At 41.6% G+C, this 26,057-nt stretch carries 23 protein-coding genes; 11 read left to right on the forward strand and 12 right to left on the reverse strand.

Annotated elements, in window-relative coordinates; genetic code table 11:
* Window positions 1-4: 4 nt before the first annotated feature.
* Together HW278_RS06750 and polA are read right to left on the reverse strand one after the other, a co-directional pair.
* Window positions 5-841 carry an EcoRI family type II restriction endonuclease gene (locus tag HW278_RS06750; protein WP_002676698.1) on the reverse strand — a complete coding sequence of 279 codons (837 nt, stop codon included), beginning with the start codon at window positions 839-841 and terminating at the stop codon, window positions 5-7.
* A 13-nt stretch (window positions 842-854) separates the two neighbouring features.
* Window positions 855-3,653 (reverse strand): DNA polymerase I, encoded by a 2,799-nt coding sequence (gene polA / locus HW278_RS06755; protein ID WP_178977349.1) that lies wholly within the window; start codon window positions 3,651-3,653, stop codon window positions 855-857.
* Window positions 3,654-3,906: 253 nt separating this feature from the next.
* Here polA and HW278_RS06760 point away from each other — a divergent pair, with 253 nt between their 5' ends.
* The 7 genes from HW278_RS06760 (at window position 3,907) to tsaB (ending at window position 9,612) form a co-directional block, all read left to right on the forward strand.
* Window positions 3,907-4,167, forward strand: a complete 261-nt coding sequence (locus HW278_RS06760) for a thiamine-binding protein (protein WP_002674885.1) — start codon at window positions 3,907-3,909, stop codon at window positions 4,165-4,167.
* A 36-nt stretch (window positions 4,168-4,203) separates the two neighbouring features.
* Window positions 4,204-4,875, forward strand: a complete 672-nt coding sequence (pnuC, locus tag HW278_RS06765; protein ID WP_178977350.1) for a nicotinamide riboside transporter PnuC — start codon at window positions 4,204-4,206, stop codon at window positions 4,873-4,875.
* Complete coding sequence (locus tag HW278_RS06770) at window positions 4,839-5,387, forward strand: AAA family ATPase (protein WP_178977351.1); 549 nt, start codon at window positions 4,839-4,841, stop codon at window positions 5,385-5,387. Before pnuC ends, HW278_RS06770 begins: the two co-directional genes overlap by 37 nt.
* Window positions 5,388-6,365: 978 nt before the next feature.
* Complete coding sequence (locus HW278_RS06775; RefSeq protein ID WP_002674876.1) at window positions 6,366-7,256, forward strand: fructose bisphosphate aldolase; 891 nt, start codon at window positions 6,366-6,368, stop codon at window positions 7,254-7,256.
* 119 nt (window positions 7,257-7,375) lie between these two features.
* Window positions 7,376-8,248, forward strand: coding sequence for a hypothetical protein (locus HW278_RS06780; RefSeq protein ID WP_178977352.1), 873 nt, complete (start codon window positions 7,376-7,378; stop codon window positions 8,246-8,248).
* Entirely contained in the window at window positions 8,248-8,925 is a 678-nt protein-coding gene (gene rsmI, locus HW278_RS06785) for a 16S rRNA (cytidine(1402)-2'-O)-methyltransferase (RefSeq protein ID WP_009410831.1), read from the forward strand. Before HW278_RS06780 ends, rsmI begins: the two co-directional genes overlap by 1 nt.
* Window positions 8,926-8,976: 51 nt before the next feature.
* Window positions 8,977-9,612, forward strand: a complete 636-nt coding sequence (gene tsaB, locus HW278_RS06790) for a tRNA (adenosine(37)-N6)-threonylcarbamoyltransferase complex dimerization subunit type 1 TsaB (protein ID WP_178977353.1) — start codon at window positions 8,977-8,979, stop codon at window positions 9,610-9,612.
* Window positions 9,613-9,621: 9 nt separating this feature from the next.
* On the opposite strand, the gene HW278_RS06795 is transcribed toward tsaB, so the two are convergent.
* The 10 genes from HW278_RS06795 to HW278_RS06840 form a co-directional block, all read right to left on the reverse strand.
* Window positions 9,622-10,341 carry a 3'-5' exonuclease gene (locus HW278_RS06795; protein ID WP_002674865.1) on the reverse strand — a complete coding sequence of 240 codons (720 nt, stop codon included), beginning with the start codon at window positions 10,339-10,341 and terminating at the stop codon, window positions 9,622-9,624.
* Between the two features lie 43 nt (window positions 10,342-10,384).
* A complete protein-coding gene (locus tag HW278_RS06800) occupies window positions 10,385-11,539 on the reverse strand; it encodes a serine hydrolase domain-containing protein (protein ID WP_016478481.1) in 1,155 nt (384 codons plus the stop codon).
* 22 nt (window positions 11,540-11,561) lie between these two features.
* A complete protein-coding gene (locus HW278_RS06805; RefSeq protein WP_002674860.1) occupies window positions 11,562-11,909 on the reverse strand; it encodes a DUF2149 domain-containing protein in 348 nt (115 codons plus the stop codon).
* Window positions 11,906-12,505 carry a MotA/TolQ/ExbB proton channel family protein gene (locus tag HW278_RS06810; RefSeq protein ID WP_009419083.1) on the reverse strand — a complete coding sequence of 200 codons (600 nt, stop codon included), beginning with the start codon at window positions 12,503-12,505 and terminating at the stop codon, window positions 11,906-11,908. Before HW278_RS06810 ends, HW278_RS06805 begins: the two co-directional genes overlap by 4 nt.
* Before the next feature lie 48 nt (window positions 12,506-12,553).
* Window positions 12,554-13,309, reverse strand: coding sequence for a patatin-like phospholipase family protein (locus tag HW278_RS06815; RefSeq protein WP_009410826.1), 756 nt, complete (start codon window positions 13,307-13,309; stop codon window positions 12,554-12,556).
* Window positions 13,310-13,379: 70 nt separating this feature from the next.
* Window positions 13,380-15,377 (reverse strand): ferrous iron transporter B, encoded by a 1,998-nt coding sequence (gene feoB / locus HW278_RS06820; protein ID WP_178977354.1) that lies wholly within the window; start codon window positions 15,375-15,377, stop codon window positions 13,380-13,382.
* Between the two features lie 40 nt (window positions 15,378-15,417).
* A complete protein-coding gene (locus tag HW278_RS06825; RefSeq protein WP_178958191.1) occupies window positions 15,418-15,660 on the reverse strand; it encodes a ferrous iron transport protein A in 243 nt (80 codons plus the stop codon).
* 224 nt (window positions 15,661-15,884) lie between these two features.
* The gene (gene mnmG / locus HW278_RS06830) at window positions 15,885-17,756 is read right to left on the reverse strand and encodes a tRNA uridine-5-carboxymethylaminomethyl(34) synthesis enzyme MnmG (protein WP_178977355.1); all 1,872 of its coding nucleotides are present in this window, start codon (window positions 17,754-17,756) and stop codon (window positions 15,885-15,887) included.
* A 36-nt stretch (window positions 17,757-17,792) separates the two neighbouring features.
* Window positions 17,793-18,269 carry a hypothetical protein gene (locus tag HW278_RS06835; protein ID WP_111971945.1) on the reverse strand — a complete coding sequence of 159 codons (477 nt, stop codon included), beginning with the start codon at window positions 18,267-18,269 and terminating at the stop codon, window positions 17,793-17,795.
* 130 nt (window positions 18,270-18,399) lie between these two features.
* Window positions 18,400-21,243 (reverse strand): triple tyrosine motif-containing protein, encoded by a 2,844-nt coding sequence (locus HW278_RS06840; protein WP_178977356.1) that lies wholly within the window; start codon window positions 21,241-21,243, stop codon window positions 18,400-18,402.
* 1,088 nt (window positions 21,244-22,331) lie between these two features.
* On the opposite strand from HW278_RS06840, the gene hutH reads away from it, so the two are divergent.
* The 4 genes from hutH to HW278_RS06860 all read left to right on the forward strand — a co-directional run bounded on the left by hutH (window position 22,332) and on the right by HW278_RS06860 (window position 25,693).
* A complete protein-coding gene (gene hutH, locus HW278_RS06845) occupies window positions 22,332-23,846 on the forward strand; it encodes a histidine ammonia-lyase (protein WP_178977357.1) in 1,515 nt (504 codons plus the stop codon).
* Window positions 23,847-24,019: 173 nt separating this feature from the next.
* The gene (locus HW278_RS06850) at window positions 24,020-24,379 is read left to right on the forward strand and encodes a four helix bundle protein (protein ID WP_002674823.1); all 360 of its coding nucleotides are present in this window, start codon (window positions 24,020-24,022) and stop codon (window positions 24,377-24,379) included.
* Window positions 24,380-24,552: 173 nt separating this feature from the next.
* Window positions 24,553-25,287 (forward strand): 3-oxoacyl-ACP reductase FabG, encoded by a 735-nt coding sequence (gene fabG, locus HW278_RS06855; protein WP_002674825.1) that lies wholly within the window; start codon window positions 24,553-24,555, stop codon window positions 25,285-25,287.
* A 52-nt stretch (window positions 25,288-25,339) separates the two neighbouring features.
* A complete protein-coding gene (locus tag HW278_RS06860; protein WP_255493545.1) occupies window positions 25,340-25,693 on the forward strand; it encodes a transposase in 354 nt (117 codons plus the stop codon).
* Window positions 25,694-26,057: the final 364 nt, after the last annotated feature.

A 26,057-nucleotide genomic window follows, 5' to 3' on the forward strand; every position in this document is an offset into this window, starting at 1 on the left:
TATTCTATTTACTTTGGGTTAATTGATTGAACAATTCACTCCCTAATACTTTAAGAGATGTTTTTGAGATTTCAAGCATCACATCAAACATTTCTTGAGAGTTCCATTTTTCACCATTTCCTTGTGTATATATAGAAGTAGCTTGTAACATAATAGTTTTATCTTTATGTGTTACAAATTTGTTTTCACAAAGATTAGTATTAATAGGCATTCCGTAATTTGCGGAAGTTAATCGATCTAATCTATTTAACATTCCTGAATTATATTCAAGTATTATTATTCGTCCGTCAGGTCGTTCCACCCTAATAGTTTCTGTTAAAAAATTAGACCCTTCTAAAAATAATACGTAAGGAAAATGAGACTCTGCCAACATCAAATTAGCAATTTCAGCTATATTTTTATGAGCTCTTTCTATAGCATTCCCAGCTGCCATTAAATCTTGATCATTTTTTGTTCCTACTAATTTTCCTGCTTTGATATTTTCGATATCTTTGCCTTGATGTTTAGCTTCTGATACTAAGATAATTCTCCAATTTTCTTTATCATCTTTTACTTCTATCAACCCACCATCGGGAATGATACTTGCATTAGGTACAAAGAGCGTTTGCCCTAAAGCCATATCTATTTTTCTTAAAGCCTTGTTTATTTCTTCTTTTTTTACACTTGTTCTATATCGAAAAGAGAGTAATGGAAAATCCTTTTGAAGCTGTGTCATTACAAGTTGAGAAATCTGACTTACTGCTATATCGTGTAGCTTGGCTTCATCAGTAAATATACCCATTACCCCTTTTGATTCTTTATGTTGGGCAGTTAATCGGTTTGTTTGATTCTTTTTAGACATATTACATCGTTTGTTAATGTGCATCGAGCCAGTTATCCCCTACCCCTAAGTCTGCCACAAGGGGAACAGCAAGAGTAAAAGCGCTCTCCATCGCTTCTTTAATGAGAGGCTTAACGATATTGAGCTCTGTTTTAGGTACATCAAACACTAACTCATCGTGTACTTGCAAGAGCATACGGGTTTGAAGTTGTTGGCGAATCAACTCGTGTTGTATGCGTATCATCGCAATTTTGATGATATCCGCAGCCGAGCCCTGTATCGGGGCATTCACAGCGTTGCGCTCAGCTGCTCCGCGCACTACTTGGTTACGAGAGTGAATATCGGGTAGATAGCGACGCCTTCCTAATACGGTCTCTACATAGCCGTGTTCTTGAGCAAATTGTATTTGCTTACTGATATAGTTTCGCAGATTGGGATACGTAGCGTAATAAGTGTCTATCAATTCCTTACTCTCTGAACGACTCAAATTGGTTTGAGCCGAGAGCCCAAAAGCCGATACACCATAGATAATCCCAAAGTTCACTGTCTTGGCGTGACTACGCTGTTCGCGAGTTACCTCTTCCAAAGGCACGTGGAACACTTTGGCAGCTGTGGAACGGTGAATATCCTCATTGCGGAGGAATGAGTCAATCATATTATGTTCTTCGCTCAGGGCAGCGATGATGCGAAGCTCTATTTGCGAATAGTCGGCAGAGAGAAGCACATAATCAGGATTGCGTGCGATGAACGCCTTGCGCACCTGCTGACCGCGAGGAGTGCGGATAGGAATATTCTGCAAGTTAGGATTATTACTGCTCAATCTACCCGTCGCAGCTACCGTTTGCATATAGGTAGTGTGTACACGACCGGTAAGTTTGTTCACCTCCAAAGGCAAAGCATCTACATAAGTAGATTTCAGCTTCTGCACTTGTCGCCATTCAAGTATATCGGCTACTATCTTATGCTTAGAAGCAAAGGGGGCTAATACTTCTTCGGAAGTAGCATACTGACCTGTTTTTGTCTTCTTAGGTTTGCTGTCAATTTTCAGTTTTTCAAAAAGAATATCTCCTAACTGTTTCGGCGATGCCAAATTGAAATTTTCCCCTGCCTGCTCGGCTATAGTGGCTTCGAGTTGTGCAATATCGGCATCTAAGGTCTTAGCGTATTCTTTTAAGAAAGGTACATCGAGATTCACTCCTTCGCGTTCCATAGCGGCTAACACTTTTATCAAAGGCGCTTCCAAATCAGTATAGATTTTCTCGGCATTCACTTTGGGCATTTCCTCCTTAAATACGTTTTTGAGTTGCCACGTAACATCAGCATCTTCCACGGCGTATTCCTTCACTTGGTCGAGTGGAACGGTACGCATAGAGCGTTGCGCCTTACCTTTACCTATCAAACTCTCAATAGCAATAGGGGTATAGTTCAAATAGGTTTCACTGAGGATATCCATATTATGGCGCATATCTGGATTCAGCAGATAGTGGGCTATCATCGTATCGAAGAGTGCGCCTCGCACCTCAATGTTGTAGTTTTGCAATACTTTAAGGTCGTATTTCAAATTCTGACCTACCTTACCAATACGCTCATTTTCAAAGAACGGACGGAAAGTTTCAAGCAGTTTTGTTGTTGCTGGTTTATCAGTAGGGAAAGGTACGTAATAACCTTTATGAGCCGACCAGCAGAAAGAAATCCCTACCAATTCGGCTTCCAGGGCGTTCACACTGGTCGTTTCGGTATCAAAACACACTTCGGTTTGTTGCAATAAATTCTGCAAGAGCAGTTGTTGCGCCATTGGGGTATCGGCTAATTGGTAGAAGTGAGGTGTGTTAGTGCTGTTCTTCTTCTCGCTCATTACCTGCGGTTGGGCAAATAGGTCGCCTTGCGTAAAGAGACTTAACTGCCCCTCTGTGGGCTTATTCCCTGTAAGTGGCGGGGGTGTTGTTGGCATCTGGGGCTGATACGTTCTGAGAAAGTTCTGTAATAACTGACGAAATTCTAACTCTTCAAATATCCTCCCTACCGCTTCAAAATCGGGTTCGGACATCGCAAAGTCTTCTTCATCAAACGTTACAGGCACGTCCAGCATAATGGTAGCCAACTGTTTAGAGAGGATTCCTTTTTCCTTGTTGCTCTCTATATTCTCGCGCAGTTTGCCTTTCAGCTGGTCAGTATGGGCGAGAAGGTTTTCCATAGAGCCAAAGTCGGCAAGTAGCTTTTTAGCGGTCTTCTCGCCTACTCCTGGGAGTCCAGGTATATTGTCTACCGCATCACCCATCATTCCGAGGAAGTCTATTACCTGCAAAGGATTTTGTACCTCAAATTTCTCTTGTACTTCTTTTACGCCCCAAATCTCCACATCGTTACCTCCGCGCGAAGGTCGGTATATAAAGATATTATCACTCACAAGTTGTGCATAGTCCTTATCGGGTGTTACCATATACACTTGGTAGTTCTGCTTTTCAGCTTGTTTAGAGAGTGTCCCGATGATATCGTCAGCCTCATAACCTTCTTTTTCGATGATAGGAATATGCAAGGCTTTCAAGATTTCGTGAATATACGGGATTGCTAACCGAATGGCTTCGGGCGTTTCCTCCCGATTGGCTTTATAGTCGGCAAAGAGTTCCGTGCGCTCCACACTTCCTCCCTTGTCGAAAGCCACAGCAAGGTGGTCGGGCTTCTCTTTTTTAATTACTTCTAAAAGAGAGTTCATAAAGCCCAAAATAGCCGACGTGTTCAACCCTTTGGAGTTGATACGCGGATTCTTGATAAAAGCGTAATAACCCCTAAAAATAAGGGCATAAGCATCGAGTAGGAAAAGCCGTTTTTTCATTCATTAAATAATTTATCCTCCATTAAGCCAAAAACATCGAGCATACTCCCTCTTAAATTCGCTAATTCCCTTTTCGAAGGGTGTTTTTAGTTCATTTTATCTTCACTCAATATAGGTAAAAAAGGGGGTACTCTTTTGGCTGAAAGAGATACATATTTTTGCGCAAAGGTAGTAAAATAATTGTAATTTCCCATTTTATTTGTACTTTTGTCCCGAATATAAATTAACCTTTAATAATTAATCATTCACCATTATGAAAGTATCTGTTGAACTTACTTTTAGCCCGTTGCAAGACGATTACGAGCGTCCTATCATTCACTTTATCAAGAAACTGCGCGCCTCTGGGCTCATCGTACAAGAAAACCCTCTCAGTACCCAAGTCTATGGCGAGTATACCCAAGTGATGAATGTTCTCACCACCGAGATAGAAGAAGCCCTCGACTTAGTAGAACGCGGACTGATGTACGTGAAAATCGTAAAGTCCGACCGCCACGAGTATAAACCTTTCTTCTAAGTAAAGCCAGCGAGCAAGCGTAACTGAGTATCTGATATGGAAGCGTTTTTCAATTGGTTTTTTAGTCAGTATCAAGGAGTCCCTACTCATTTAGTGGTTTTAGAAATCATAGGTGTGTTCTTTGGGTTCCTCAGTGTTTGGCTAGCTAAAAAAGGAAATATATGGGTATACCCTACGGGTATCATCAGCACGGTGTTATTTGTATACCTGCTATGGCACTACGTGCTGTGGGGCGATATGCTTATCAATGCCTATTATACAGCGATGAGTATCTACGGGTGGATACTATGGGCAAAGAACGCCCAAGACAATGTGATTACTATCTCCGCTACCACCCGTCGCGATTGGCAAATCTGTACTCTTTTAGGTGTTTTTAGCTTGGCTTTCGTCACTGCGGTATACTACCTGAAACCTTACATCAAAAACAACTTTTCTATGCAGGGAATCTCCTTAGGATTCCACAACTTCCTCCCTACCGAATATGTCGATGTCTTTACCACCTCCATTTTCTTGATAGGAATGTGGCTAATGGCAAAACGCAAAGTAGAAAACTGGGTCTTTTGGATTCTCGGCGACCTCATTTCAGTACCTCTCTACCTCAAAAAAGGAATGCTCTTCACCTCCTTTCAGTACTTTTTATTCACCATTATTGCCATTATGGGCTATAGAGAATGGAAACAACACTTGCGCAACGAGACAGCCCGATAAAGCGTATCGCCTTTGTAGGTCCTGAGTGCACCGGCAAAACCACTCTCAGTCGTACCCTTGCCTATCAGTTCCAAACCGTATGGGCTGAGGAGTATATGCGCACTTACTTGCAACACAAGTGGGACACTCAGCACCTCACTTGCACGTGGGACGACCTCCTACCCATCGCTCACGGACAAGTTTCTCTCGAAAACAAACGTATCCAGCAAGCCAATGAATATTTGTTCTGCGACACCTGTCTGCTCGAACTAATGGTCTATTCTTACCTTTACTATGGCAAATGCAACCCACAAATAGAGCGCGCAGCCCTCACACATCATTACCACACCCTTTTTCTCACTTATGTAGATGTCCCTTGGCAACCCGACGACCTCCGCGATAAACCCCACGAGCGCGAGAGCGTATTTGCTTTTTTTGAACAACATCTGAACGCTCACAGCATACAATACCATATCCTAAAAGGCTCCTTAGAGGAACGCATCGCCCAATGCACCAAAATACTAACCGCATAACATCTTCTCACAAGCCCCCTCTATCCGACCTCCTTCCTACGAGTCCTCCCCGCCAAACAACTATTTTCGTCCCTACATTCCCTTTTTTCTCCATCACTACATTCCCCATTTAAAGCGAGTTAGAGAGATGTTTGTTATCACTATACTTTGGCAAAGTTTCAAACTTTGCCAAAGTTAATATAGCTCTCTTTGTCTTTGGTTCTCCCCTTTTGAGCCTCTCCGAACCCTTCAATAGTTTCCCTTTGGTTGCCACATTCCCCCTTTGAAGATGTTTTTCCCTTATTGCCTATGCCCTAAGCCCTCACACTTTCCCATTTACTAATTTTCTAATTTGCCAATTCTCTAATTATCCCTTCTCCTTTCCGTCACCACATTCCCCCTCTCCTTGGGAGAGGGACGGGGTGAGGATTCTCTTTCTTTCGCCTCGAAACCCCGTTTTTACCATTTTTTGCCTTGTTGTATTATATTATGAGTCAACTATTTATATACCCTTTCTATACCAATCGTCCAAGATTCGTATAAGCTTCCTATAAGCTCTCTATAAGCTAACCCCACCCTCCTCATAGCCTTTTTTCTCCAAAATCCCTCCCTCTCCTCTTCCGAACTTCTCCGTTTTCTTCCGAATCCTCCTAACAGTCCCAACACATCGCTTTTTCATCTCAAACTTTGGCAAAGTTTAAAACTTTGCCAAAGTTGAATAAACTGACAATACCTCCGCTGGTTTACAAGGCGTAGCCTTGATTTTGTTTAAAATTTGTTTAATTTCTGAGGCACAGCCTCATTTCTCTAATACAACCTAACACTCCATTTTCTCATTTCCAAATTTCCTCATTCTCTCATTCTCTCATTTCCTAATTTGCTAATTTTCTAATTTTTCCCGCCGTGTGGCTCGCATTATTGCCATTTCCAGTATTATTAATTTTTGTCAATTAAAAAATATTTCGTACCTTTGTACTATCTTTTAAACAGTAACACACTATGAAAAAAGAACAACTCAAACAAATGAAAGATGGCAAGGGCTTTATCGCAGCCCTCGACCAAAGTGGCGGTAGTACCCCAAAAGCCCTTAAACTTTACGGTGTGAATGAAGACCAATATAGCAATGAAGACCAAATGTTTGACCTCATTCACCAAATGCGTACCCGCATCATCAAAAGCCCCGCTTTTAACAGCCATAAAATTATCGGTGCTATCCTTTTCGAACAGACAATGGATAGAAAAATCGACGGTAAATACACCGCCGATTATCTCTGGGAAGAAAAACACATAGTCCCCTTCCTAAAAGTCGATAAAGGCTTAGAAAGCTTAGACGCCGATGGTGTTCAACTGATGAAACCTATAAGCGGTCTTACAGAACTCTTAGAGCGTGCCAATGAGCGCCATATCTTCGGAACCAAAATGCGTTCAGTCATTAAAAAAGCCTCTCCTGAGGGTATTGCACGAGTGGTAAAACAGCAGTTTGAGATAGCTAAACAAATCGTAAAAGCAGGACTCGTGCCTATTATAGAGCCCGAAGTAGATATCAATATCCCCGATAAATCACCTGCCGAAGCTATCTTGCGCGACGAGATAAGAAAACACCTCGATGCCCTCCCCGATACTTTCAACGTGATGCTCAAACTCTCTTTGCCAACTATTAACAATCTCTACAAAGAGTTCACCAAGCACCCTCGTGTAGTGCGTGTAGTCGCCCTTTCAGGAGGTTACCCAAGAGAGAAAGCCAATGATATCCTCGCCGAAAACAAAGGCGTAATCGCCAGTTTCTCAAGAGCACTTACCGAAGGACTCTCAGCTCAGCAAACCGATGCTCAGTTCAACGATACTTTAACTCACACTATCGAAGGTATTTACGAAGCTTCAATTAAGTAATCAAAAAAAAACAGACTGCTCCAAAAAGATTTTCTGGAGCAGTCTGTTTTTTTGTTATTTCTTTATTATTCAAAAATATTTTATATCTTTGCCACATCTTAACTAAAGAATAGCAATCTATGAAAGAAGAATTAGAACAAAGTTTAGTAGCTCTCGCTACCGAAATTATTGCTAAACAAGGGAAACTTAACCTCATAGAACTCAATAGACAGGCTCATAAATTAGCTGAAAAAATCACTATATTGAGTTTCGTTGATAAATATTATCAAGACTTAGGTGCTAATGAAAACCGAAAAAACTCAATGATGAAAAAAGTATCTAATTTCATTGATGAAAATCAAGAAAAAGATATTTTCGACATCAAAGTAGAAGCTACCGAAGTGCAACCTATTGCTGCAAAAGGACAAACAAAAGAAAAAGCTTCGTTTGTAGCAATGGAACCAAAACCCGTTCAAAAACAAACTACAAAAATAGCGCAACCCCAAGTAGAAGTACATCAGCCCGAACCTGAATGGGCAGTACCTGTGGAACAACCTAAAAGAGTAGAAACATCTCAAATAGATTTTGCTATCGAGCAACCTCAGCAAGTAACACAGCCCGAACAGTTTATTGAGCAACCTCAGTACACCGATGAACAACGTATCTTAAAGCAATCCCCTTCCTTAGAAGAGTTTATCTCTCAGTCTAAGAACACAGTATTCGATAGAAAAGAAACTGATGAGAATATAAAACCCGTACAATCTCTTAACGATAAGTTAGGTAAAAATGCTCAAATAGGTTTGAATGATAAATTAGCTTTTGTACAAAAACTCTTCCTTGGTAGTGAAAGCGAATATAACAAAGTTGTAAAACATATCGGAGAACTCAATACAATGCAAGATGCTGTTTTATACTTAGAACAAGAAATAAAACCTACTTACAACTATTGGAAAGACAAAGAGGAATACGAAGAACGCTTCCTTTCTCTCCTCCTCAAACGCTTTGAAGTGTAATGAGCAAACTCTATCTCATTCCTACCCCCATAGGCAATCTCGAAGATATAACCTTGCGAGCACTCCGTTTGCTTAAAGAGGTTGATATCATCTTAGCCGAAGATACGCGCACCAGTAGTAAGCTCCTCAAACACTACGATATCCATACCCCTATGCAAAGTTATCACCTGTTCAACGAGCACAAAGTGGTAGACGGTTGGGTACAGCGCATCAAAGGGGGTACTACCGTAGCACTCATCACCGATGCAGGAACACCTGCCATTTCCGATCCCGGTTTCTTGCTTACACGTGCTTGCCTTACTGAGGGAGTAGATGTAGAATGCTTACCAGGAGCTACAGCCTTTGTGCCTGCCTTGGTGAACAGTGGTCTGCCTAACGACCGTTTTACCTTCGAAGGCTTCCTTCCCGATAAAAAAGGACGACAAACGCGCCTCTCTCAGCTCACAACTGAAACCAAAACGATGATTTTTTACATCTCCCCACATAAATTGCTCAAAACCCTCACTGACTTTATTACCACTTTCGGTACCGACCGTCCTGCGAGTCTCTCACGTGAGCTCACTAAGCTACACGAAGAGACCCAACGTGGCACCCTCCAACAACTTTTAGACTATTATAAAGATAAGAATATTAAAGGAGAAATAGTTCTAATTGTTTCTGGGAAAAGTGAAAAATAAACAGTCGCTTTTGCGTCACACATTCCCCCTAAGTTGAAAAATACAACAAAAATGATTATCCTTCACATAGAAACTTCAGGGCTCAATTGCTCGGTAGCCCTATCAAAAGACAATCATATTCTTGCTGAAAGATCTGAGAATGCAGGCAAGTTTACTCATTCCGAAAACTTACATCTCTTCATTGAAGACGTAATGCAACAAGCCTCCTTACCCCTTTTTGCGGTTGATGCTATAGCCGTAAGTGCTGGCGCAGGCTCTTATACAGGTTTGCGCATTGGTATTGCTACTGCCAAGGGTCTTTGTTTTGCTTTGGAGAAACCTTTAATTGCTATTCCTACCTTGCAAATCCTCGCTCACCAAGCTCAGGGCAATTGTATTATCCCTATGCTCGATGCACGCCGTATGGAGGTGTATAGCGCCGTGCTTAATAGTGCTTATCAGTTTGTGAGTCCTACTGAAGCTAAAATCCTCGATGAGCATAGTTATCAAGAAGAACTAAATAGGGGTAAAGTAACTTTTTTAGGTGATGGTAGTACGAAGTTTGCTACTATCTGTAAGCATCATAATGCTGTATTTATACCCAATGCCTTCCCTGAGGCAAAAGATATGCTTCGGTTTGCTATAGAAAAATATACAAAACAAGACTTTGAAGATATTGCTTATTTTGAACCTCAGTATTTAAAATAGAAGTAAAAGTTAATGCCCTACAATTAGGATTTCATCATCGGTTAGAAGCTCTTCGTTCCGGAAACGTAGCAGTATTTGGGCTACTGTAATAGTATCTTTTTCACAATAAGTAGCAATACGGTCTACATCACCTTCATTGTAGAACACATCACGCACTTCGCTACCATTAATATCGTCTTTAGGCGAAGGAATGCCCAAAATATGAGCCAAGAGCTTCAGCGAAGTGAAGTGTTTATAATCACCAAATTTCCATAGTTCAAGGGTATCGAGATGTGGAATTTCCCAAGGTTTCTTGCCAAAGAGTTGTAGTTTTTGAGGAATAGGAATACCATTGATAATCATACGTCGCGAAAGGTAAGGAAAGTCAAACTCTTTGCCGTTATGAGCACAAAACAATTTATTAACGCGTGAAAAGTGTTCTTCTACCAAACGTACAAAATCTTTTAACAACACTTCTTCCTCTCCCACAAACGAGGTAACCCTAAAAGTGCGTTGCTGATACCGAAAAGAAAAGTAGCCTACTGATATACATACAATCTTCCCAAACTCCGCCCAAATACCTGCACGGTCGTAAAATTCTTCAGCAGTAAACTCATCTTTCCGCTGATAACGTGTCTTTTCCTCCCACAGTTCTTGTTCTAAAGCCGAAAGCTCAGCGTGTTGTTCATAGAGCGGTACCGTTTCTATATCTAAGAAGAGAATATCTTCAAGATTAATCTTGTTAAGCATTTTTACTGAAATTCAACTATTAATTTAAAGTCTCATTACTCTACTACCCTCTAACACCTAAAACTTTATATGCCTCATCTATATAATCATAAATGTCTTGAGTAAACTTACTGCCTTCAGGAGAAGTATCGGCAGTGCGATGTCCTAAACGCACAATGATGACTTTATCAGTAGGATTTACAATTACGTATTGTCCCAAATGTCCGCGCATCATAAAGAAATGGGTATCTTTATAGTCTAATAACCACCAACCATAGCCGTATTCTGGACTCTCGGCAAAGCGCGGTTGTACGGAAGTCGCCACAAAGGTAGAGTCTAATAGCTGTTTGCCATTCCACTTACCATTATCTCGATAGAGTTTCCCGAGGCGGGCAAAATCACGTGCATTCGAAGCAATACAACAATACGCTTTTTCGAGTCCGCTTTCTTTACTGTCTAATTGCCAAAGAGCATCGCTCTCACAACCCATCGGTTGCCATAAGCTCTCGGTGAGATACTGAGTAAGGGTCTTCTTTGTAGCTTTCTCCAATACCATTCCCAAAAGGAAAGTATTTCCACTGAGGTATTTATAGGCTTTCCCAGGAGGAGAAACAATCCTCAGTTGGAGCATCTTTTCTCTAAAATGTTTATCAAAATAAGCACGAGTTGTAATAGAAAACGGATTGTAATACGCCTCGTCCCAGTCAAGTCCTGATGCCATAGACGAGAGGTCGCCTACCGTAAGCTGGGCTCCGAAGCCTTTTTTGTATTCAGGAAAGAAATCGCTTACTTTTTGGTCGAGACTCTTGATATAACCATCGGCAATAGCCCTGCCCAAGAGCGCCGAGACATAGCTTTTTGCCATAGAAAACGAATTGCTCTTACTCTCAGTATTATAGCCTTCAAAATACTGTTCGTGCCATATACTATCACCTTTGATGATAAGGAAAGCTACCGTTCCGTATTTTTTGTGAGCATTTTGTAGTTCGGGGGTTTCGGGTATTTTGTTGTAATCCGCTGAAAGTGGCCAAGGCTGAGGAGTAGGACTTTTAGCAATTGTACGATTGTCAAAATAGGTATAATCATCAAGGAAAGTAGTAGTATGCCCCGTGCCGTAGACCACCACTACTGCTTTGAGAATATAACCATAGCCCGCCACGTAAAGGGTTCCTATGAGTAGTAGCAGTACAACAACGAAATTAATGAGAAACTTTTTCATATTTAATAGGGTTTATTTATGCTTATTCTTCATCAGGCAACAATATAGTTTCGCCATTCTCGGTTTCGTACATTACCCCGAGGCGTTTACCTTTTTTCTGAGTGGTAGAAGCGTCGGGGGTTGCACCTTCTACAGTTTTATATTTAGTGATTTTCTGTCCTTCACGACGAAGGATTTCCATATCATCACCTTTCTTCTTTACAATGGTAAAATCTTCACCCGAAAAGAAATCGGCCATATTCAGGTTCATCACCATCGATACCATTAAGGCAACGGCAAAGACCATTGCCACGTCAAAAAGATTTACCACTACACTTAGCGGGTCGGCATCATCGTCTTTGAGTCGGGATATGCGTCGGTTTGTTTTCATTGTCTTGCGGGTTGAGTTAATACTCTACTTACGTATTCAAGGTTGTTGATTTCTTTGCTATACCAGCGTTGTTTGAACTGCAAAGTTACCAACCCTACTAAACTAATCACTAAGCCTACAACAGTAGTGGCAAATACTACTTGCATATTACTTGCCATCTTAGAAATGTCTCCGGTGGAGAGCCCTGTAAGCGCCGGACTCATAGCAATAAGCGTACCGATGAGCCCCAAAACGGGACCTACTTTTGCCAACAGCTTAGAGGTGGCTATGTCTTTTTCGCCTTCATTCTCGAAGTTGGAAATCATATAGTCGTAATATGCCTCGTCGGGTATATGGCTAAGAATATCACGCAAGTATTGAGTGTAAAGAGCGTTATCGCGTGCAGGCAATAGAGCTTTAAGCTGTTCTGCGCTTTCGGGTGTGAGCGTCCTGATAGCTTCATTCAGCTGTTTGTCGTTTTTGTATTTAGTGATGAAACGGTTGTAGAAACTGCCTACCAATAATAAAGCGCGCACAAAAAGTACCAAGAGTACGATAATGTCGGGTATCAGCAAACTATCCGATACCAAGAATAGAATTTTAGAAATCTCACTCATAAAGTTAATGTCTTAATTTAGTAATTTGTCAATGTTTGCCTCTACTCATTAGCTAACTGACAAATCAGCTAATTTGGTAATTGTTTGTTCGTATCCATATTCGAAGGCTTGATCGAGCTTTTTAGTATCGAGTACGCCTACATTGCTGAGGTTATGTAGTAGTAAGTAGTCACATTTTTTAAACTTGCGGTTATAATTGCCATCCATAGTGATGTTGTAAATGCGTTGCATAAACTGGAACGAGTTGCTGAGCTCCTTCTCGGTAATCGTTTCTAGCGGATTCACAAAGCTCCCTATAATTCTATCGCATCGGTCTTTAAGGGGTTCTATAGGGAAGTTGTTCAGCAGTCCACCATCGCAATATAAACTGTCTCCTATTCTCACCGGTGAGAAGTAAGGCGGTAATGCCGACGACGCAATGAGGGGCTGAATAAGCTCTCCTTTGCTAAAATACTGTACTTTACCGTTCAGCAGATTGGTAGCTGTTACCACTAATGGCAATCGCAAGTCTTCAAAAGTCGGACACTGGAATTGTTTTTTAAAGAACTTAGTATATTTAGCACTATCTACTAATCCCACTTTTTTAAAAGTGAGCATCGACCATTTGAACACAGGTGTTTCTTTAAAAAAATGCACCATATCCTCGGGCTTTACCCCACAAGCGTAGAGTGCCCCGATGAGTGCTCCACCACTGGTACCCGAAATAATTGAGGGTTGCAAGCCTTTTTCTTCCAAAGCCTTCAACAATCCAGCGTGTGCCAAAGCGCGCACCCCGCCACCTGAAAATACTAAACCTAACTTCATTATTTGTCGATTATCGTCTTTACGGATTGTCCCCCTTCGGGGGAACGGGGGCATTCTGCTAATTAGCTAATTATCTAATTAAAATAAATGCCAGCATTGCACTCACGTAGGCAATTCCCGTCATAAATATCCATTGGATAGCTGTCCATTTCCAGCTATTGGTCTCTTTGCGCACTACGGCAACAGTGCTAAGGCACTGCATTGCAAAAGCGTAATAGAGCAAGAGCGAAATACCGGTGCCAAGTGTGTATACAGGCGTACCATCAGGACGTACTTCAGCGCGCATTTTTGCCAAGATAGTACGTTCGCCCTCTTCACCTTCGGTATCCAAATCTTTTCCTAAACTATAAACCGTTGATAGGGTACTAATGAACACCTCTCGCGCTGCAAACGAAGCTACTACCCCTATACTGATTTTCCAATCGTAGCCCAGCGGGCGAAATACGGGCTCTATTCCTTTGCCTATGTAACCCAAAAACGAGTATTCAAGACTTTGGGCTTCTATGTAATGTGCTTTCTGCTCGGCAGTCCACTGGTGAGTTTGTGCCAACTGCTCGGCGGTAGCCTCTATGCTGTTGTACTTTTCTCCTACTCCGTGAGACCCTAAGAACCACAAAAGTATCGAAATTGCTAAAATGAACTTCCCTGCTCCTATTACAAAGCCTTTGGTCTTCTCGTATACAGTGAGGCATACATTACGCAAAAGCGGAATTTTATAATCGGGAATTTCTGCGATAAAGAAACTGTTGTTCTTGTGCATCTTCAGTACTTTGTCTAAGATGAAAGCCGAGAGCAAAGCTACCGCAAAGCCCAAAAAGTACATCGCAAAGAAGGTCCACGCTTTATAGCTAATCCAGCAAAAATCACCGTCTGGGATTACCAAGTTAATGATGATGAGATATACAGGCAAACGCGCCGAACAGGTCATAAACGGAGTAACAAGTATGGTGATTAGGCGTTCTTTCCAATTCTCAATATTGCGGGCAATCATCACGGCAGGTACGGCACAAGCTGCTCCCGAAATCAGAGGAACAACACTCTTACCACTAAGCCCAAAACGACGCATTACATTGTCCATCAAGAACACCACCCTACTCATATAGCCACTTTCTTCCAATAGGGCAATCAAGGTGAAGAGTACAGCTATTTGGGGGATAAACACCGTAATACCTGCGATTCCTGGTAGGATACCCTCTATTAGTAATTCGCTAAGTGCACCAGCAGGTAGTTTAGTAGCAAGCCATTCCCCAAAAACATTGAAACCGTTTTCTATCCAATCCATCGGATAGCTCGACCAAGTAAATACTGCTTGGAAGATAAGCAAGAGTATCGCAGCAAACACCACATAGCCAAAGAAGGGGTGTATGAGGAAGCGGTCGAGACGTGCGCGAAGCGTCTGTGCTTTGCGCTGGTCTACCGTATACGTCTCTTTCAGTATTTTGTTGATAAACTGATAGCGAAGTATCGTTTCTTTTTGCTGTTTGCGTCGTTGCTCACTTTCCGACGTGCCAAAAGTCATCACCTCTAAGCGAGAGATATCCACACAAGGAGTGAGCGACAGTTGTTGATAATTTACAATCGCTTCTTTCAGCTCCGTAAGCCCTTCGCCTTTGCGAGTGCTGGTGAGGACAACTTTCGTCTGCAAAGCTTGCGCTAATTTTTCCACCTCAATACTGATACCCTTTTTACACATCTGGTCTACCATATTGATAACAAGTATCGTAGGCAAACCAAGGTCTTTTACTTGGGTAAAGAGCAAGAGATTTTGCTTGAGGTTACTCACCTCACATACCACTACCACCACATCAGGGTAATGAGGCTCAGAGTTATGTGTAAGCACATTTACAGCCACGTGCTCGTCTTCCGAGCTTGGGTTGAGACTATAGGCACCCGGCAAGTCTATGATTTCGGCTTGCTGGGTATCGGAAAGCTTGCAGTATCCTATTTTTTTTTCCACGGTAATACCAGGGTAATTGCCTACCTTTTGGTTCAAGCCCGTCAGTGCATTGAAGAGCGAAGTTTTACCGGTATTAGGGTTGCCCACAAGGGCGATTTTTAAATTTGCCAATTTGTTAATTTGCTAATTAAATTGCTTGTGCAGCTTGCACCTAATTTGCTAATTGAATATTCTCTGCCATATCCTTTCTAATCGAAAGATATGCCTCATTCATACGGATATAGATAGGGTCGCCAAAAGTAGCTTTTTGGAGTACCTCCACTTCACTGCCCGCATAACAACCTAAATCAATGAGTTTTTGAGGTATTTTAGTAATATCAAAGTCTTGTATAATCCCTTTTTCGCCCTTCTTTAGCTCGGCAACAGTACAAGCACGGTTGCGCACTTCTTCCATAACGATTATTATTTAGAATGATTTTGAGTGCAAAGGTAGTAAATAATTTTAATTCTACAATACCATAAGTGCCTTTAATAAGCATAATGTCAATAAAACAAAAACCTAAACACCGCATTACGCTAAATGTTTAGGCTCTAAGTTAATCTTCCCTTCTCGATTCCTTTATTTTGCAATCGTCTGTATGGCTCACTGCCGCCTGTCGTGCTACGACCTCACACCAATTACCTTCCCATATATATCAGTAATACACTAATATCCGCTGGCGATACCCCACTGATGCGCGAGGCTTGCGAAAGAGTAACAGGGCGTATCTTTTTCAGCTTCTCGCGCCCTTCAAACGAGAGCGATACTATCTTGTCGTAATCAAAGTTGTCGGGAATACGCACGCTCTCCAAGCGGTTGAGTTTATCAGCATTATTGCGCTCTTTTTCTATATAGCCGGCGTATTTCACCTCCACTTCCGCACAGGTTTTCTCTTCTTCGTTAAGTTCGTTATTCTTTATATATTCGGCAATACGGTCTATAGCCTCAAAGTCAGCAAGAGTTACATCTGGGCGAGAAAGTACCTTTTGGAGCTTGTCGCCTTGTTTCATTGGTGATGACTCGTATTTTTCGAGTATAGGGTTTACCTCTTCGGGGGTAACACTCAATTCCTTTATATAAGTGATAAATCCACTCACCTTGCGTTCTTTGGCTTCCCACGCACGATAGCGCGCTTCACTTACAGTACCTATTTCATACCCTAACGGAGTCAATCGTCTGTCAGCATTGTCTTGTCGCAAGAGGGTGCGGTATTCAGCACGTGAGGTAAACATACGATAGGGCTCTTCGGTGCCTTTGGTGATGAGGTCATCAATCAAAACTCCTATATAAGCCTCGTCGCGTTTCAGTACAAAAGGAGCTCGCTCGCGTATTTTCAGTACCGCATTCACGCCAGCCATTAGTCCTTGTGCAGCGGCTTCTTCATAGCCTGTAGTTCCGTTGATTTGCCCCGCGAAGTATAAGTTTTCTATAAGTTTCGTTTCAAGCGTATGTTTCAGCTGGGTAGGCGGAAAATAGTCGTACTCTATCGCATACCCTGGGCGGAAAAACTTCACCTTCTCAAAACCTGCTACCTGACTCAGGGCAGCGTATTGCACTTCTTCGGGCAAAGAAGTCGAAAAGCCGTTCACGTACATCTCTACGGTATGCCAGCCTTCGGGCTCTACAAACAGCTGATGATGGTCTTTGTCGGCAAAACGATTTATTTTATCTTCTATCGAAGGGCAATAGCGCGGTCCTACCCCGTGGATAATGCCCTGAAACATAGGCGAACGATCGAAGCCTGTGCGCAATATATTATGTACGCGCTCGCTGGTGTACGTCATATAGCAGTCTTTTTGCACTGCGAGTGGCTGTGTTTCAGCAGAGAAAGAAAACTTTTGTGGATGCTCATCGCCCGGTTGAGGAATCATCTTACTGAAATCAAGCGAACGTGCATCTACACGTGGAGGCGTACCTGTTTTCATACGTCCCGCCTCAAAACCGTGTTGTACGAGGCACTCGGTGATGCCGTATGCTGCGGGTTCACCTGCACGCCCTCCGCCAAACTGTTTCAGCCCTATGTGCATCACTCCGTTCAAGAAAGTACCATTGGTGAGCACTACACTCTTCGCTTTGATAGTAATCCCCAACGAAGTGCGTACTCCTACTACTTTGTCTTTCTCTATCAGAAGGTCGTTTACCATTCCTTGAAAGAAATCAAGTGTAGGCAGACTTTCCAACTGTAATCGCCACGCTTCTGAAAAACGCATACGGTCAGATTGTGCACGCGGACTCCACATAGCAGGACCCTTCGATTGGTTGAGCATTTTAAATTGAATAGCGGTTTTATCAGTGATAATCCCCATATAGCCACCCAAGGCATCTATTTCGCGTACTATCTGCCCTTTGGCAATACCTCCTACAGCAGGGTTACAGCTCATTTGGGCGATATGCTGTAAGTTCATAGTAATCAGTAGTGTGCTGGCTCCCATATTGGCAGCCGCAGCGGCAGCTTCAGCACCTGCGTGTCCTCCGCCCACTACTATCACATCATATTCAGTTGTAAACATTTGTCTAATTTGCAAATGTGCTAATCTGCTAATTTGCTAATTTTTCTTTAGAAGTTTATACAGTTCTTTGATACTCTTTTCGAAGCGTTTGATGAGTTTAGGATTAGTTACTTTACTGCGTAACTGAGGTTGTTCATACCAAGTGGTATCAGCTCCTGCCCTACTATGACTCAGTTCCAATTGGTTGTCTATATTTACAATAAAATAATAATCAGAAGGAAAATAAGCGTCTTTTTCATCAAAGAACACAATAGATTTCGGTAGATAAAAATCTCCATATTCATAGGTAGTGTGAGGTTTTTCAGTATTCCACACTACAGCATACTTAAAACCTTTGGTGTTGTTCCAGAAAGCCCACGACGATGTTTTCTGAGGAAGCTCAAAAATCTGCAAGGCATCTTCGGGAATGAAAGCACTGAGTTGTATGATTTTATTGAATAAATCAACGGTAATCACCTCGTTCTTTAATGGGTGACCGTGTAGTTTCCTCTCTCTGTAATAGATTCTTGGCATAACAATTCAAACTCTTTTAAGTGTGCAAAGGTACAAAATAAAATCATAACTAAAAAATGATACGCAAAAAATAACATTTTTTCTCTTTCTAAATATCATTTTACAACCGTTTCACATTTCCCTTAGTTTTTTACTGGAATTTTACAAAAAAGTCGTACAGGTTATCGGTTTCGGAAAGGTTGAGTTTTTTGCGGATACGGTAACGGGCAGTTTCAACCCCACGAATAGATACACCTTGCATAGTGGCGATTTCTTTGGTTGTGTAATTAAGCCTTATCAGTACGCAAATGCGCAAATCGGTGGTGGTGAGTGAAGGAAAACGCTCTTTGAGATTCTTGAAGAAGTTCTTGTGAATCATATCGAAGTTTTCTTGGAATACTGCCCATTGGTCTTCTTCTGAGATATTCTCGCGGATATGTTGCAAAATAAGATGACTTTTGGCTTTACTTACTTTCTGGTTGTCCATTAGTTGTTCGAGCTCTACTATCAGATTGGTAAGGAACTCGTCGCGCCTGATGTTTAGCATAGTGGCTTCGGCAAGAGCCTTACTCTTGTACTCTAACTGGTTGGCGAGCATTTGGTTTTGGAGTTTAGTTACTTCTTGTTCGCGTGACTCGAGCAGGCGTTGGCGACGTATTCTTTCACGCAAGAAGGAACGCTCTTTTTTCTTCATTTTATAACGAAAGTAGATAGCTGTTACTACAATACTTACCCCGATGAAGCTGACAAAATAGAATATATAAGCCCAAAGGCTTTTATACCAAGGGGTGGTGATTTGAAACGGGAGGGAATAGAGGGAGAGCTCTTTGTTTAGTTCGTTGAGCACTTTTACCTTGAGCCTGTATTTACCAGGGGGGAGATTTTGATAGCTGATGCTAAAATCGGGGTCGGCTTGCGTCCACCGCTTGTCATATCCTTCTAAGACGTACCACAGTTGGTAATGTTCTTTACTAAAATTGGGATACTGAAATTGGAACACCAAATTGTTTTTGGCGTAAGGGAAAGAAGGATTGGCGGTAATTTCTTCCAAAAGATATTGGTCGGTATCGCGGTCGTAGGAGCGGAGGCTTTTTAGGCTGAGATTATAGGGGTAGGTGGTTTGAGGGGCATTATCAGTATAACGGGCGATACTACCGTCTAAACAAAAGAAAGAAGCACCATCGGAGGACACGAATACTGAGGCGCGGTCTTCGGTGGTGGGGTGTTGGAGCTCATCGAAAGCAATCTTTTCGGTTATTTTGTATTGACCATCGGCAAAGGAAACTAAAAAGTAATCGGTGGCAGTGATAAACCAGAACCGATTATCGTTTACGGGTACTATATTGCGGGTTTTGGTGAGCTGAGGGAGTTGTTCATTGAGGATAGTATAAGGTACAATTTCTTCTTTATCTTCGTTGTAGTAGTAGAATTGAGAGCCGTCGGCAAAGACTACTTTTCCGCGTATTTTGAGGAGGCGAAGGGCTTCTTTGGTTTTAGGTTTACTGAACACTGTTTTGTGTTTCACCTTTTTTAGGTCTTCGGTAAGTGAAAGTTTGCAGACGCCTTTATAGATGTGATTCGTCCATATGTTGCCCATAGGGTCTATTTCGATGCGATAAGTAAGGTCGAAAAAGCCATCGACGATATGTGAGGGCTCCCACCTGCCGGCTTTGTCTCTCTTGTAAATAGTAAGTACAGAATACGAAGAGCCGACGAGCACCTCCTGACCGTGAATCGTTCCCTTCTTTAAATCCATACCTCCGACACCTACATTGCTGAGGGGACGTAATTGATCACCTACGAGTTCGGAGACTCCTTTGTTATGTCCTACAAATAACTGGTGGTCGAACTGCTTTACGAACCACACTTGGCTTGAGAAGTTGGGCAGTTTGTTGAGTTTTCCGTTAGTAAGGGAAAAGACCCCTTTATTAGAGGCTAAGTAATAAGAGTTGCCTTGCTCAGCCATATCGCTGATGAGCTCTACATCGCCATTTAAATTTAAGAAGCGGAGTTTGCTAGGGATTTCAATCATAGCAATACCGTTGTCTAAGGCTACCCAGAGGTTGTGCTGGATATCTTCATAAAGCCCGAGTACGGTGTTATTGTTCAGTCCGTTTTTCTTGTGGATATGCCACAGGACTTTACCTGTGCTGACATTGATAGCATACAAACCTTCGGAAAGGCTTCCTAAGATGAGGTTACCTTCATTGGTAATGAGCGCACGGTTCAGCCTAATGGAGGGTAATAGGGAGTCGATATCGGTAGTGAACTTGCGCAACTGGTCGGTTTGAGGGTTGAAAAAGAACAAGCCATTCTTGTCGGTTACCAGAAGGAGTTCTTTTTGATAGGGGATAGTAGCGATTACCAATCCTCCTAAGCTGTTAGTAGAGAGTTTTTGGTGGAGGCGATGTTGAGGGTCGATGGTGTAAAAGTCGGCATTTACACCTTGCATATAGAGGGTATTGCCGTCGGAGAACATTGCAAAAGGGGCGGGTTTAGGGTTGAAGGCGCGTACTTGGTTGCCGTCGAACACAAAATAGGAGGAGAAAGTTTGGAAGTAAATTTTATCTTGATGCTTGAATATGCGCCAGACTTCATCGTTGTGAAAGCGGTAATCTTTGAGTTGGTCTTTTAGAGAAGTGTAGACCAATTGGTTTTGAGCATTGCGCTGGAAGTAGCCAAACTCTTCGAAAGAGCCTACATAGACGCGCAGTTTGGAATCGTTATTATCGGCAAGAACAGAACGGGCTATTCTTTTCTGGGGCAGGTAGTGGAGTTGCCATACCTGTCCGTCGAAAGTAAGTAGCCCTTGGTTATTAGCCACGTAGAGGACGCCCGTTTTGCATTGGCTTATTTGCCAATTTTGCAAGCCTGCCTTGTATTGAGTTTGAGAGTAGTTATAGATAGGTGGGACAAAAGGCAAGTCCTGATTTTGAGCTGTTGTGGTGGGGAAATGCCCCAAAAGAATGATAAGTAAGATGATGAAGTGCTTCATATCTATCGCACAATAGTGAGCGACAAAGGTACGAAAAAAAATTAAATAAGGTGCATTGGATAGGTAAAAGATATGAGGGAAATTAGAAAATTAGAAAATGAGGAAATGAGGAAATTAGAAAATGAGGAAATGAGGAAATTAGAAAATGAGGAAATGAGGAAATGAGAGAATAAAAGAAAAATCGATTAAAAAGATAAATAATTTAGGTGGGAGTAAAAAGTAGTGATAGCTATTAGGGTGAAAGACAAGGTTTGTCAGGAGGTAGAGCAGGGGTAAGATAAAGGTAGGGTGAACGATGAGTGGCTCTACAGTGGGTCTACAGTGGCTCTACAGTGGCTCTACAGTGGGTCTACCGTGGGTCTACCGTGGGTCTACAATGATGATTAATCAAATTATAATCGAAGATTAGTTGAGCTTATAGTGCTACTATCTGCTAATATCATTGGCAACTGGTTAGATTTGTCGGACATAAAATAACTAAGGTGAATCCGATGTAAGAAAAGTGTAGCTTACGCTACAGAAATCTTACAATTCTTTACAAATCAAACAAATAAGCAACAAGTTGCCTTTAGACACATATTCTGCTATGCCAGCTCGCAAACTACACACAGATTATAATACAAATACAATTGTAAATCAGTATCGTATATATTGAACAGATATTATAGTCAAACAAAAATAGATTACGACTCAATAGGCTTGTTTTTAGAGGGCGTTTTGCAAATCGCCCCCTACAATATACTGAAAAAAGCGACTGATTATCAGTGTATCAATTTTACTAAGGGTCGTAGTACGACGAGGTGAGAGCTACACGAGCAGTTGGAAAATTAGAGAATTAGAAAATGAGGGTGTGTAGTTAATCGGAGTTCTCAGAAATTCTCGGAGAGGCTCAGGACATCACTGATAACTAAAAACTAAGTACTAAATTTTGCTAATTTACAAATTAGTTATTATCTTTGTCGCCAGATTACTAATGGAGAGAATTGCCTTGATAAGGCGAATTGCCTCACATACTCAGCTGTGCCAGCTCGCTGACTTTGCCCCTACGACATAACACAAAACTTGATTTATATTAATAACTAAAAACAATGAAAACATTACGTACTTACAGCGATTTTAAAGATATCGTTTTTGATAAGAAAGAAGTGGCTATTAGCAAAGAAGCTAAAGTCCTCATTGAAGAGAGTTATGCTTTCTTAAAAGACTTTGCAGAGAACAAAATCATCTATGGCGTGAATACGGGCTTTGGACCGATGGCGCAATATCGCATTGAAAAAGAAGACCAATTGCAGTTGCAATACAACCTTATCCGCAGTCATAGTTCGGGCTTAGGGGAGGTGTTTGATGAAGAAACCGTGCGTGCAGCTATATTGTGTAGACTTACGAGCTTGTCGTTAGGCAAATCGGGGGTACATATAGAGGCAATTGAACTGATGCGCGACCTATTGAACTACCGCATTACCCCGCTTATCTTCCAACACGGAGGCGTGGGAGCTAGTGGCGACCTTGTGCAGTTAGCCCATCTCGCCTTAGTGCTCATAGGCGAAGGAGAAGTGTTCTACAAAGGCGTGCGCAGACCTACGGCTGAAGTATTTGCCGAAGTGGGACTCAAACCGCTACAAATACACTTACGCGAAGGACTTTCGCTGATGAACGGCACATCGGTAATGACGGGCTTGGCAGGGGTGAATGTATATTACGCACAAAAGCTATTGGATTGGACAGTGAAGTTCACAACGGCTATCAACGAGCTAGTACAGACTTATGACGACCATTTTTCATCTGAATTAAACAACGCCAAACAACATACTGGGCAAAAAGAAATCGCCCGAATGATGCGCGACTTCTTGCACGACAGCAAGCGCACCCGCAAGCGTGCAGAACATCTTTACAAAGGGCAACACAACGAAACTGTATTTAAAGAAAAGGTGCAAGAATACTACTCCTTACGCTGTGTGCCACAGATACTCGGGGCTGTATACGACACCATTGCGCATACTGAGCGCATCGTAGAAGAGGAACTGAACTCGGCTAACGACAACCCAATAGTAGATGTGCCTACCCAGCAGGTATATCACGGGGGTAACTTCCACGGCGATTATATATCCCTTGAAATGGACAAGCTTAAACTGGTAGTTACCCGTATGACAATGCTTGCTGAGCGACAACTCAACTACCTATTGAACCCCAAAATCAACGAGCTATTGCCACCATTTGTGAACGCAGGGAAACTGGGCTTTAACTTCGGTATGCAAGGAGTACAGTTTACCGCTACTTCTACCACTGCCGAAAACCAAACCCTCTCTACCTCGATGTATGTGCATAGTATCCCGAACAACAACGACAATCAGGATATAGTGAGTATGGGCACCAATGCCGCAACGCTCACCCGCAAGGTGATAGAGAACGCTTTTCAGGTGCTTGCTATTGAGGCTATCACCATTGCGCAGGCTATCGATATCTTGGGCTGTTATGACGAGCTTTCGAGCACTACAAAAGAATGGTATAGGGAAATAAGAGAGATTATACCGTTCTTTAAGGAAGATTTGGTGTTTTATACTTACTTGAAGGAAGTCACCAACTTTTTAAAAGATAAGAGATAAGAGGTAAGAGGTAAGAAATGTAGGACGGTTTTAGGTAGAAAATAGATTACTTAAATCAATATATAAATTCAATCAATAATAAATCAATAACAAATATTAAACAAGAGTGTATTCAGTAAAATAAGAGCCCCTACCCCTCTTATCTCTTACTTCTTACCTCTTACCTAAACAAAATGAGAACTAGTATAGTAAGAAATAAATCAAAGGATTTTGCTTTAAGAATTATACACCTATATGAATATCTGAAAGAGCAAAAAAGAGAATATGTAATATCTAAACAGATATTGAGGTCAGGAACAAGTATTGGTGCTAATTTAGCAGAACAAGAATTTGCTATCTCTGATGCTGACTATTTGAATAAAGCAAGCATAGCCTTAAAAGAAGCTGCTGAAACAGATTATTGGTTAGAGCTCCTTTATAGAGCACAATATTTAACAACTACAGAGTATAATAATATTCACGCAGACTGTGATGAAATCATTAAAATGCTTGCACAAACGGTAAAAACCACAAAAGAGAAGTTAAATAGATAAGAGATAAGAGGTAAGAAAAGTAGGACGGTTTTAGGTAGAAAATAGATTACTTAAATCAATATATAAATTCAATCAATAATAAATCAATAACAAATATTAAACAAGAGTGTATTCAGTAAAATAAGAGTCTCTATTCCTCTTATCTCTTACTTCTTACCTCTTACCTAAATAAAATGAGAAAGTATGCTATTATTACAGGAGGTTCGCGAGGTATAGGGCGTGCTATATGCGAAAAGCTCGCACAAGACACCGATTATCATTTACTCATTGCTTACCAAAGCAATGAGGTTGCTGCACTTGAAACCCTCAATCACATCAAGAAATTAGGACGTGAAGGAGAGATTATACGCTTTGACGTATCTGACCACCAAAGTACTACCGAAGCCCTTACCAAATGGCAACACGACAATAAAGATGCCGTGGTAGAAGTGATTGTGAACAATGCGGGTATTAACCGCGATGGGCTCTTTATGTGGATGCCCCAAGAGGATTGGAGCAAAGTGATTTCCACTACCCTCGACGGCTTCTACAATGTTACTAATTTCTTTATCCAAAAGATGTTACGCCATCGTTATGGACGTATTATCAACATCTCGTCGGTATCGGGAGTGAAGGGAACCGCAGGGCAAACCAACTATTCGGCTGCCAAAGGAGCGATTATTGCGGCTACCAAAGCCTTGGCGCAAGAAGTAGCCAAAAGACACATTACCGTGAATGCCATTGCTCCTGGGTTTATACGCACTGATATGACCTCTTCGCTCAACGAAGAAGACCTCGTGAAGCTTATACCGGTAGGTCGTTTTGGGGAAGCCGAAGAAGTAGCTGACCTCGTATCGTTTTTAGTCTCTAAAAAAGCTTCGTATATCACCGGAGAAGTGATTAATATCAACGGGGGAGTGTATAGTTAGGTAAAAACTGTCATATCCTGAAATAGGTTTACACTAAAAACCATAAAAAGATATGACAAAAGGGAGGAAAGAAACAGTTCGGTACAGTGATTGCTTTAAGTTAAGTATCGTAGAAGAGATTGAGAGAAACGGATTGAGTATTGCAAACTGCCGACGTAAGTACGGCATTGGAGGAAGTACAACGATTCAAAAATGGCTCAAAAAGTATGGTAAAAATCACTTATTAAATAAAATAGTACGCGTGGAAACAATTGATGAAATCGGGGAGCTTCAAGCTCTTAAAAAGGAGTTAAAAGCCCTTAAAGAGGCTTTTGCTGAAACGACTTTAGAGAATAAAGTTTATAAGACTTATTTTCAAATTCTTGGTCAGGAAACAGGAATGGGCGATGAAATAAAAAAAAGTTAGAACAAGAGTTATTGAAGTACTTTCCAAAACAGAAAAGATAAGCGCTCTTTGCAAGTGTTTTGGTATTAGCAGACAAGCTCATTATAAAGCAGTTAAATCGTTTAAGGAGGTAGCACTCAGTGAGAGTATAATTATTGAGATGGTACAGGAAATACGTCGAGAACTGCCCAAGATAGGAGGAAAGAAGCTTTATTATATGTTATCAGATAAGATACATCAGGTAGCAAAAATAGGGAGAAATAAGTTTTTTATGATATTGAATAATAATGATTTACTTATTCAAAGGAAGAGGAGTTATACTCGTACGACTCTCCCTCCCTTCTTCCGTTCTTTTCCGATACCTTTCTATTCCCTCAGCTTTCTC

The organism is Capnocytophaga sp. oral taxon 902 (assembly GCF_013394735.1).
Classification (GTDB): Bacteria; Bacteroidota; Bacteroidia; order Flavobacteriales; family Flavobacteriaceae; genus Capnocytophaga; species Capnocytophaga ochracea.

Bases quoted from the DNA above. Each gene is read 5' to 3' on its own strand.
- HW278_RS06750 (WP_002676698.1), bottom strand. From the start codon at position 841: ATGTCTAAAAAGAATCAAACAAACCGATTAACTGCCCAACATAAAGAA.
- polA (WP_178977349.1), bottom strand. From the start codon at position 3,653: ATGAAAAAACGGCTTTTCCTACTCGATGCTTATGCCCTTATTTTTAGG.
- HW278_RS06760 (WP_002674885.1), top strand. From the start codon at position 3,907: ATGAAAGTATCTGTTGAACTTACTTTTAGCCCGTTGCAAGACGATTAC.
- pnuC (WP_178977350.1), top strand. From the start codon at position 4,204: ATGGAAGCGTTTTTCAATTGGTTTTTTAGTCAGTATCAAGGAGTCCCT.
- HW278_RS06770 (WP_178977351.1), top strand. From the start codon at position 4,839: ATGGAAACAACACTTGCGCAACGAGACAGCCCGATAAAGCGTATCGCC.
- HW278_RS06775 (WP_002674876.1), top strand. From the start codon at position 6,366: ATGAAAAAAGAACAACTCAAACAAATGAAAGATGGCAAGGGCTTTATC.
- HW278_RS06780 (WP_178977352.1), top strand. From the start codon at position 7,376: ATGAAAGAAGAATTAGAACAAAGTTTAGTAGCTCTCGCTACCGAAATT.
- rsmI (WP_009410831.1), top strand. From the start codon at position 8,248: ATGAGCAAACTCTATCTCATTCCTACCCCCATAGGCAATCTCGAAGAT.
- tsaB (WP_178977353.1), top strand. From the start codon at position 8,977: ATGATTATCCTTCACATAGAAACTTCAGGGCTCAATTGCTCGGTAGCC.
- HW278_RS06795 (WP_002674865.1), bottom strand. From the start codon at position 10,341: ATGCTTAACAAGATTAATCTTGAAGATATTCTCTTCTTAGATATAGAA.
- HW278_RS06800 (WP_016478481.1), bottom strand. From the start codon at position 11,539: ATGAAAAAGTTTCTCATTAATTTCGTTGTTGTACTGCTACTACTCATA.
- HW278_RS06805 (WP_002674860.1), bottom strand. From the start codon at position 11,909: ATGAAAACAAACCGACGCATATCCCGACTCAAAGACGATGATGCCGAC.
- HW278_RS06810 (WP_009419083.1), bottom strand. From the start codon at position 12,505: ATGAGTGAGATTTCTAAAATTCTATTCTTGGTATCGGATAGTTTGCTG.
- HW278_RS06815 (WP_009410826.1), bottom strand. From the start codon at position 13,309: ATGAAGTTAGGTTTAGTATTTTCAGGTGGCGGGGTGCGCGCTTTGGCA.
- HW278_RS06825 (WP_178958191.1), bottom strand. From the start codon at position 15,660: ATGGAAGAAGTGCGCAACCGTGCTTGTACTGTTGCCGAGCTAAAGAAG.
- mnmG (WP_178977355.1), bottom strand. From the start codon at position 17,756: ATGTTTACAACTGAATATGATGTGATAGTAGTGGGCGGAGGACACGCA.
- HW278_RS06835 (WP_111971945.1), bottom strand. From the start codon at position 18,269: ATGCCAAGAATCTATTACAGAGAGAGGAAACTACACGGTCACCCATTA.
- HW278_RS06840 (WP_178977356.1), bottom strand. From the start codon at position 21,243: ATGAAGCACTTCATCATCTTACTTATCATTCTTTTGGGGCATTTCCCC.
- hutH (WP_178977357.1), top strand. From the start codon at position 22,332: ATGAAAACATTACGTACTTACAGCGATTTTAAAGATATCGTTTTTGAT.
- HW278_RS06850 (WP_002674823.1), top strand. From the start codon at position 24,020: ATGAGAACTAGTATAGTAAGAAATAAATCAAAGGATTTTGCTTTAAGA.
- fabG (WP_002674825.1), top strand. From the start codon at position 24,553: ATGAGAAAGTATGCTATTATTACAGGAGGTTCGCGAGGTATAGGGCGT.
- HW278_RS06860 (WP_255493545.1), top strand. From the start codon at position 25,340: ATGACAAAAGGGAGGAAAGAAACAGTTCGGTACAGTGATTGCTTTAAG.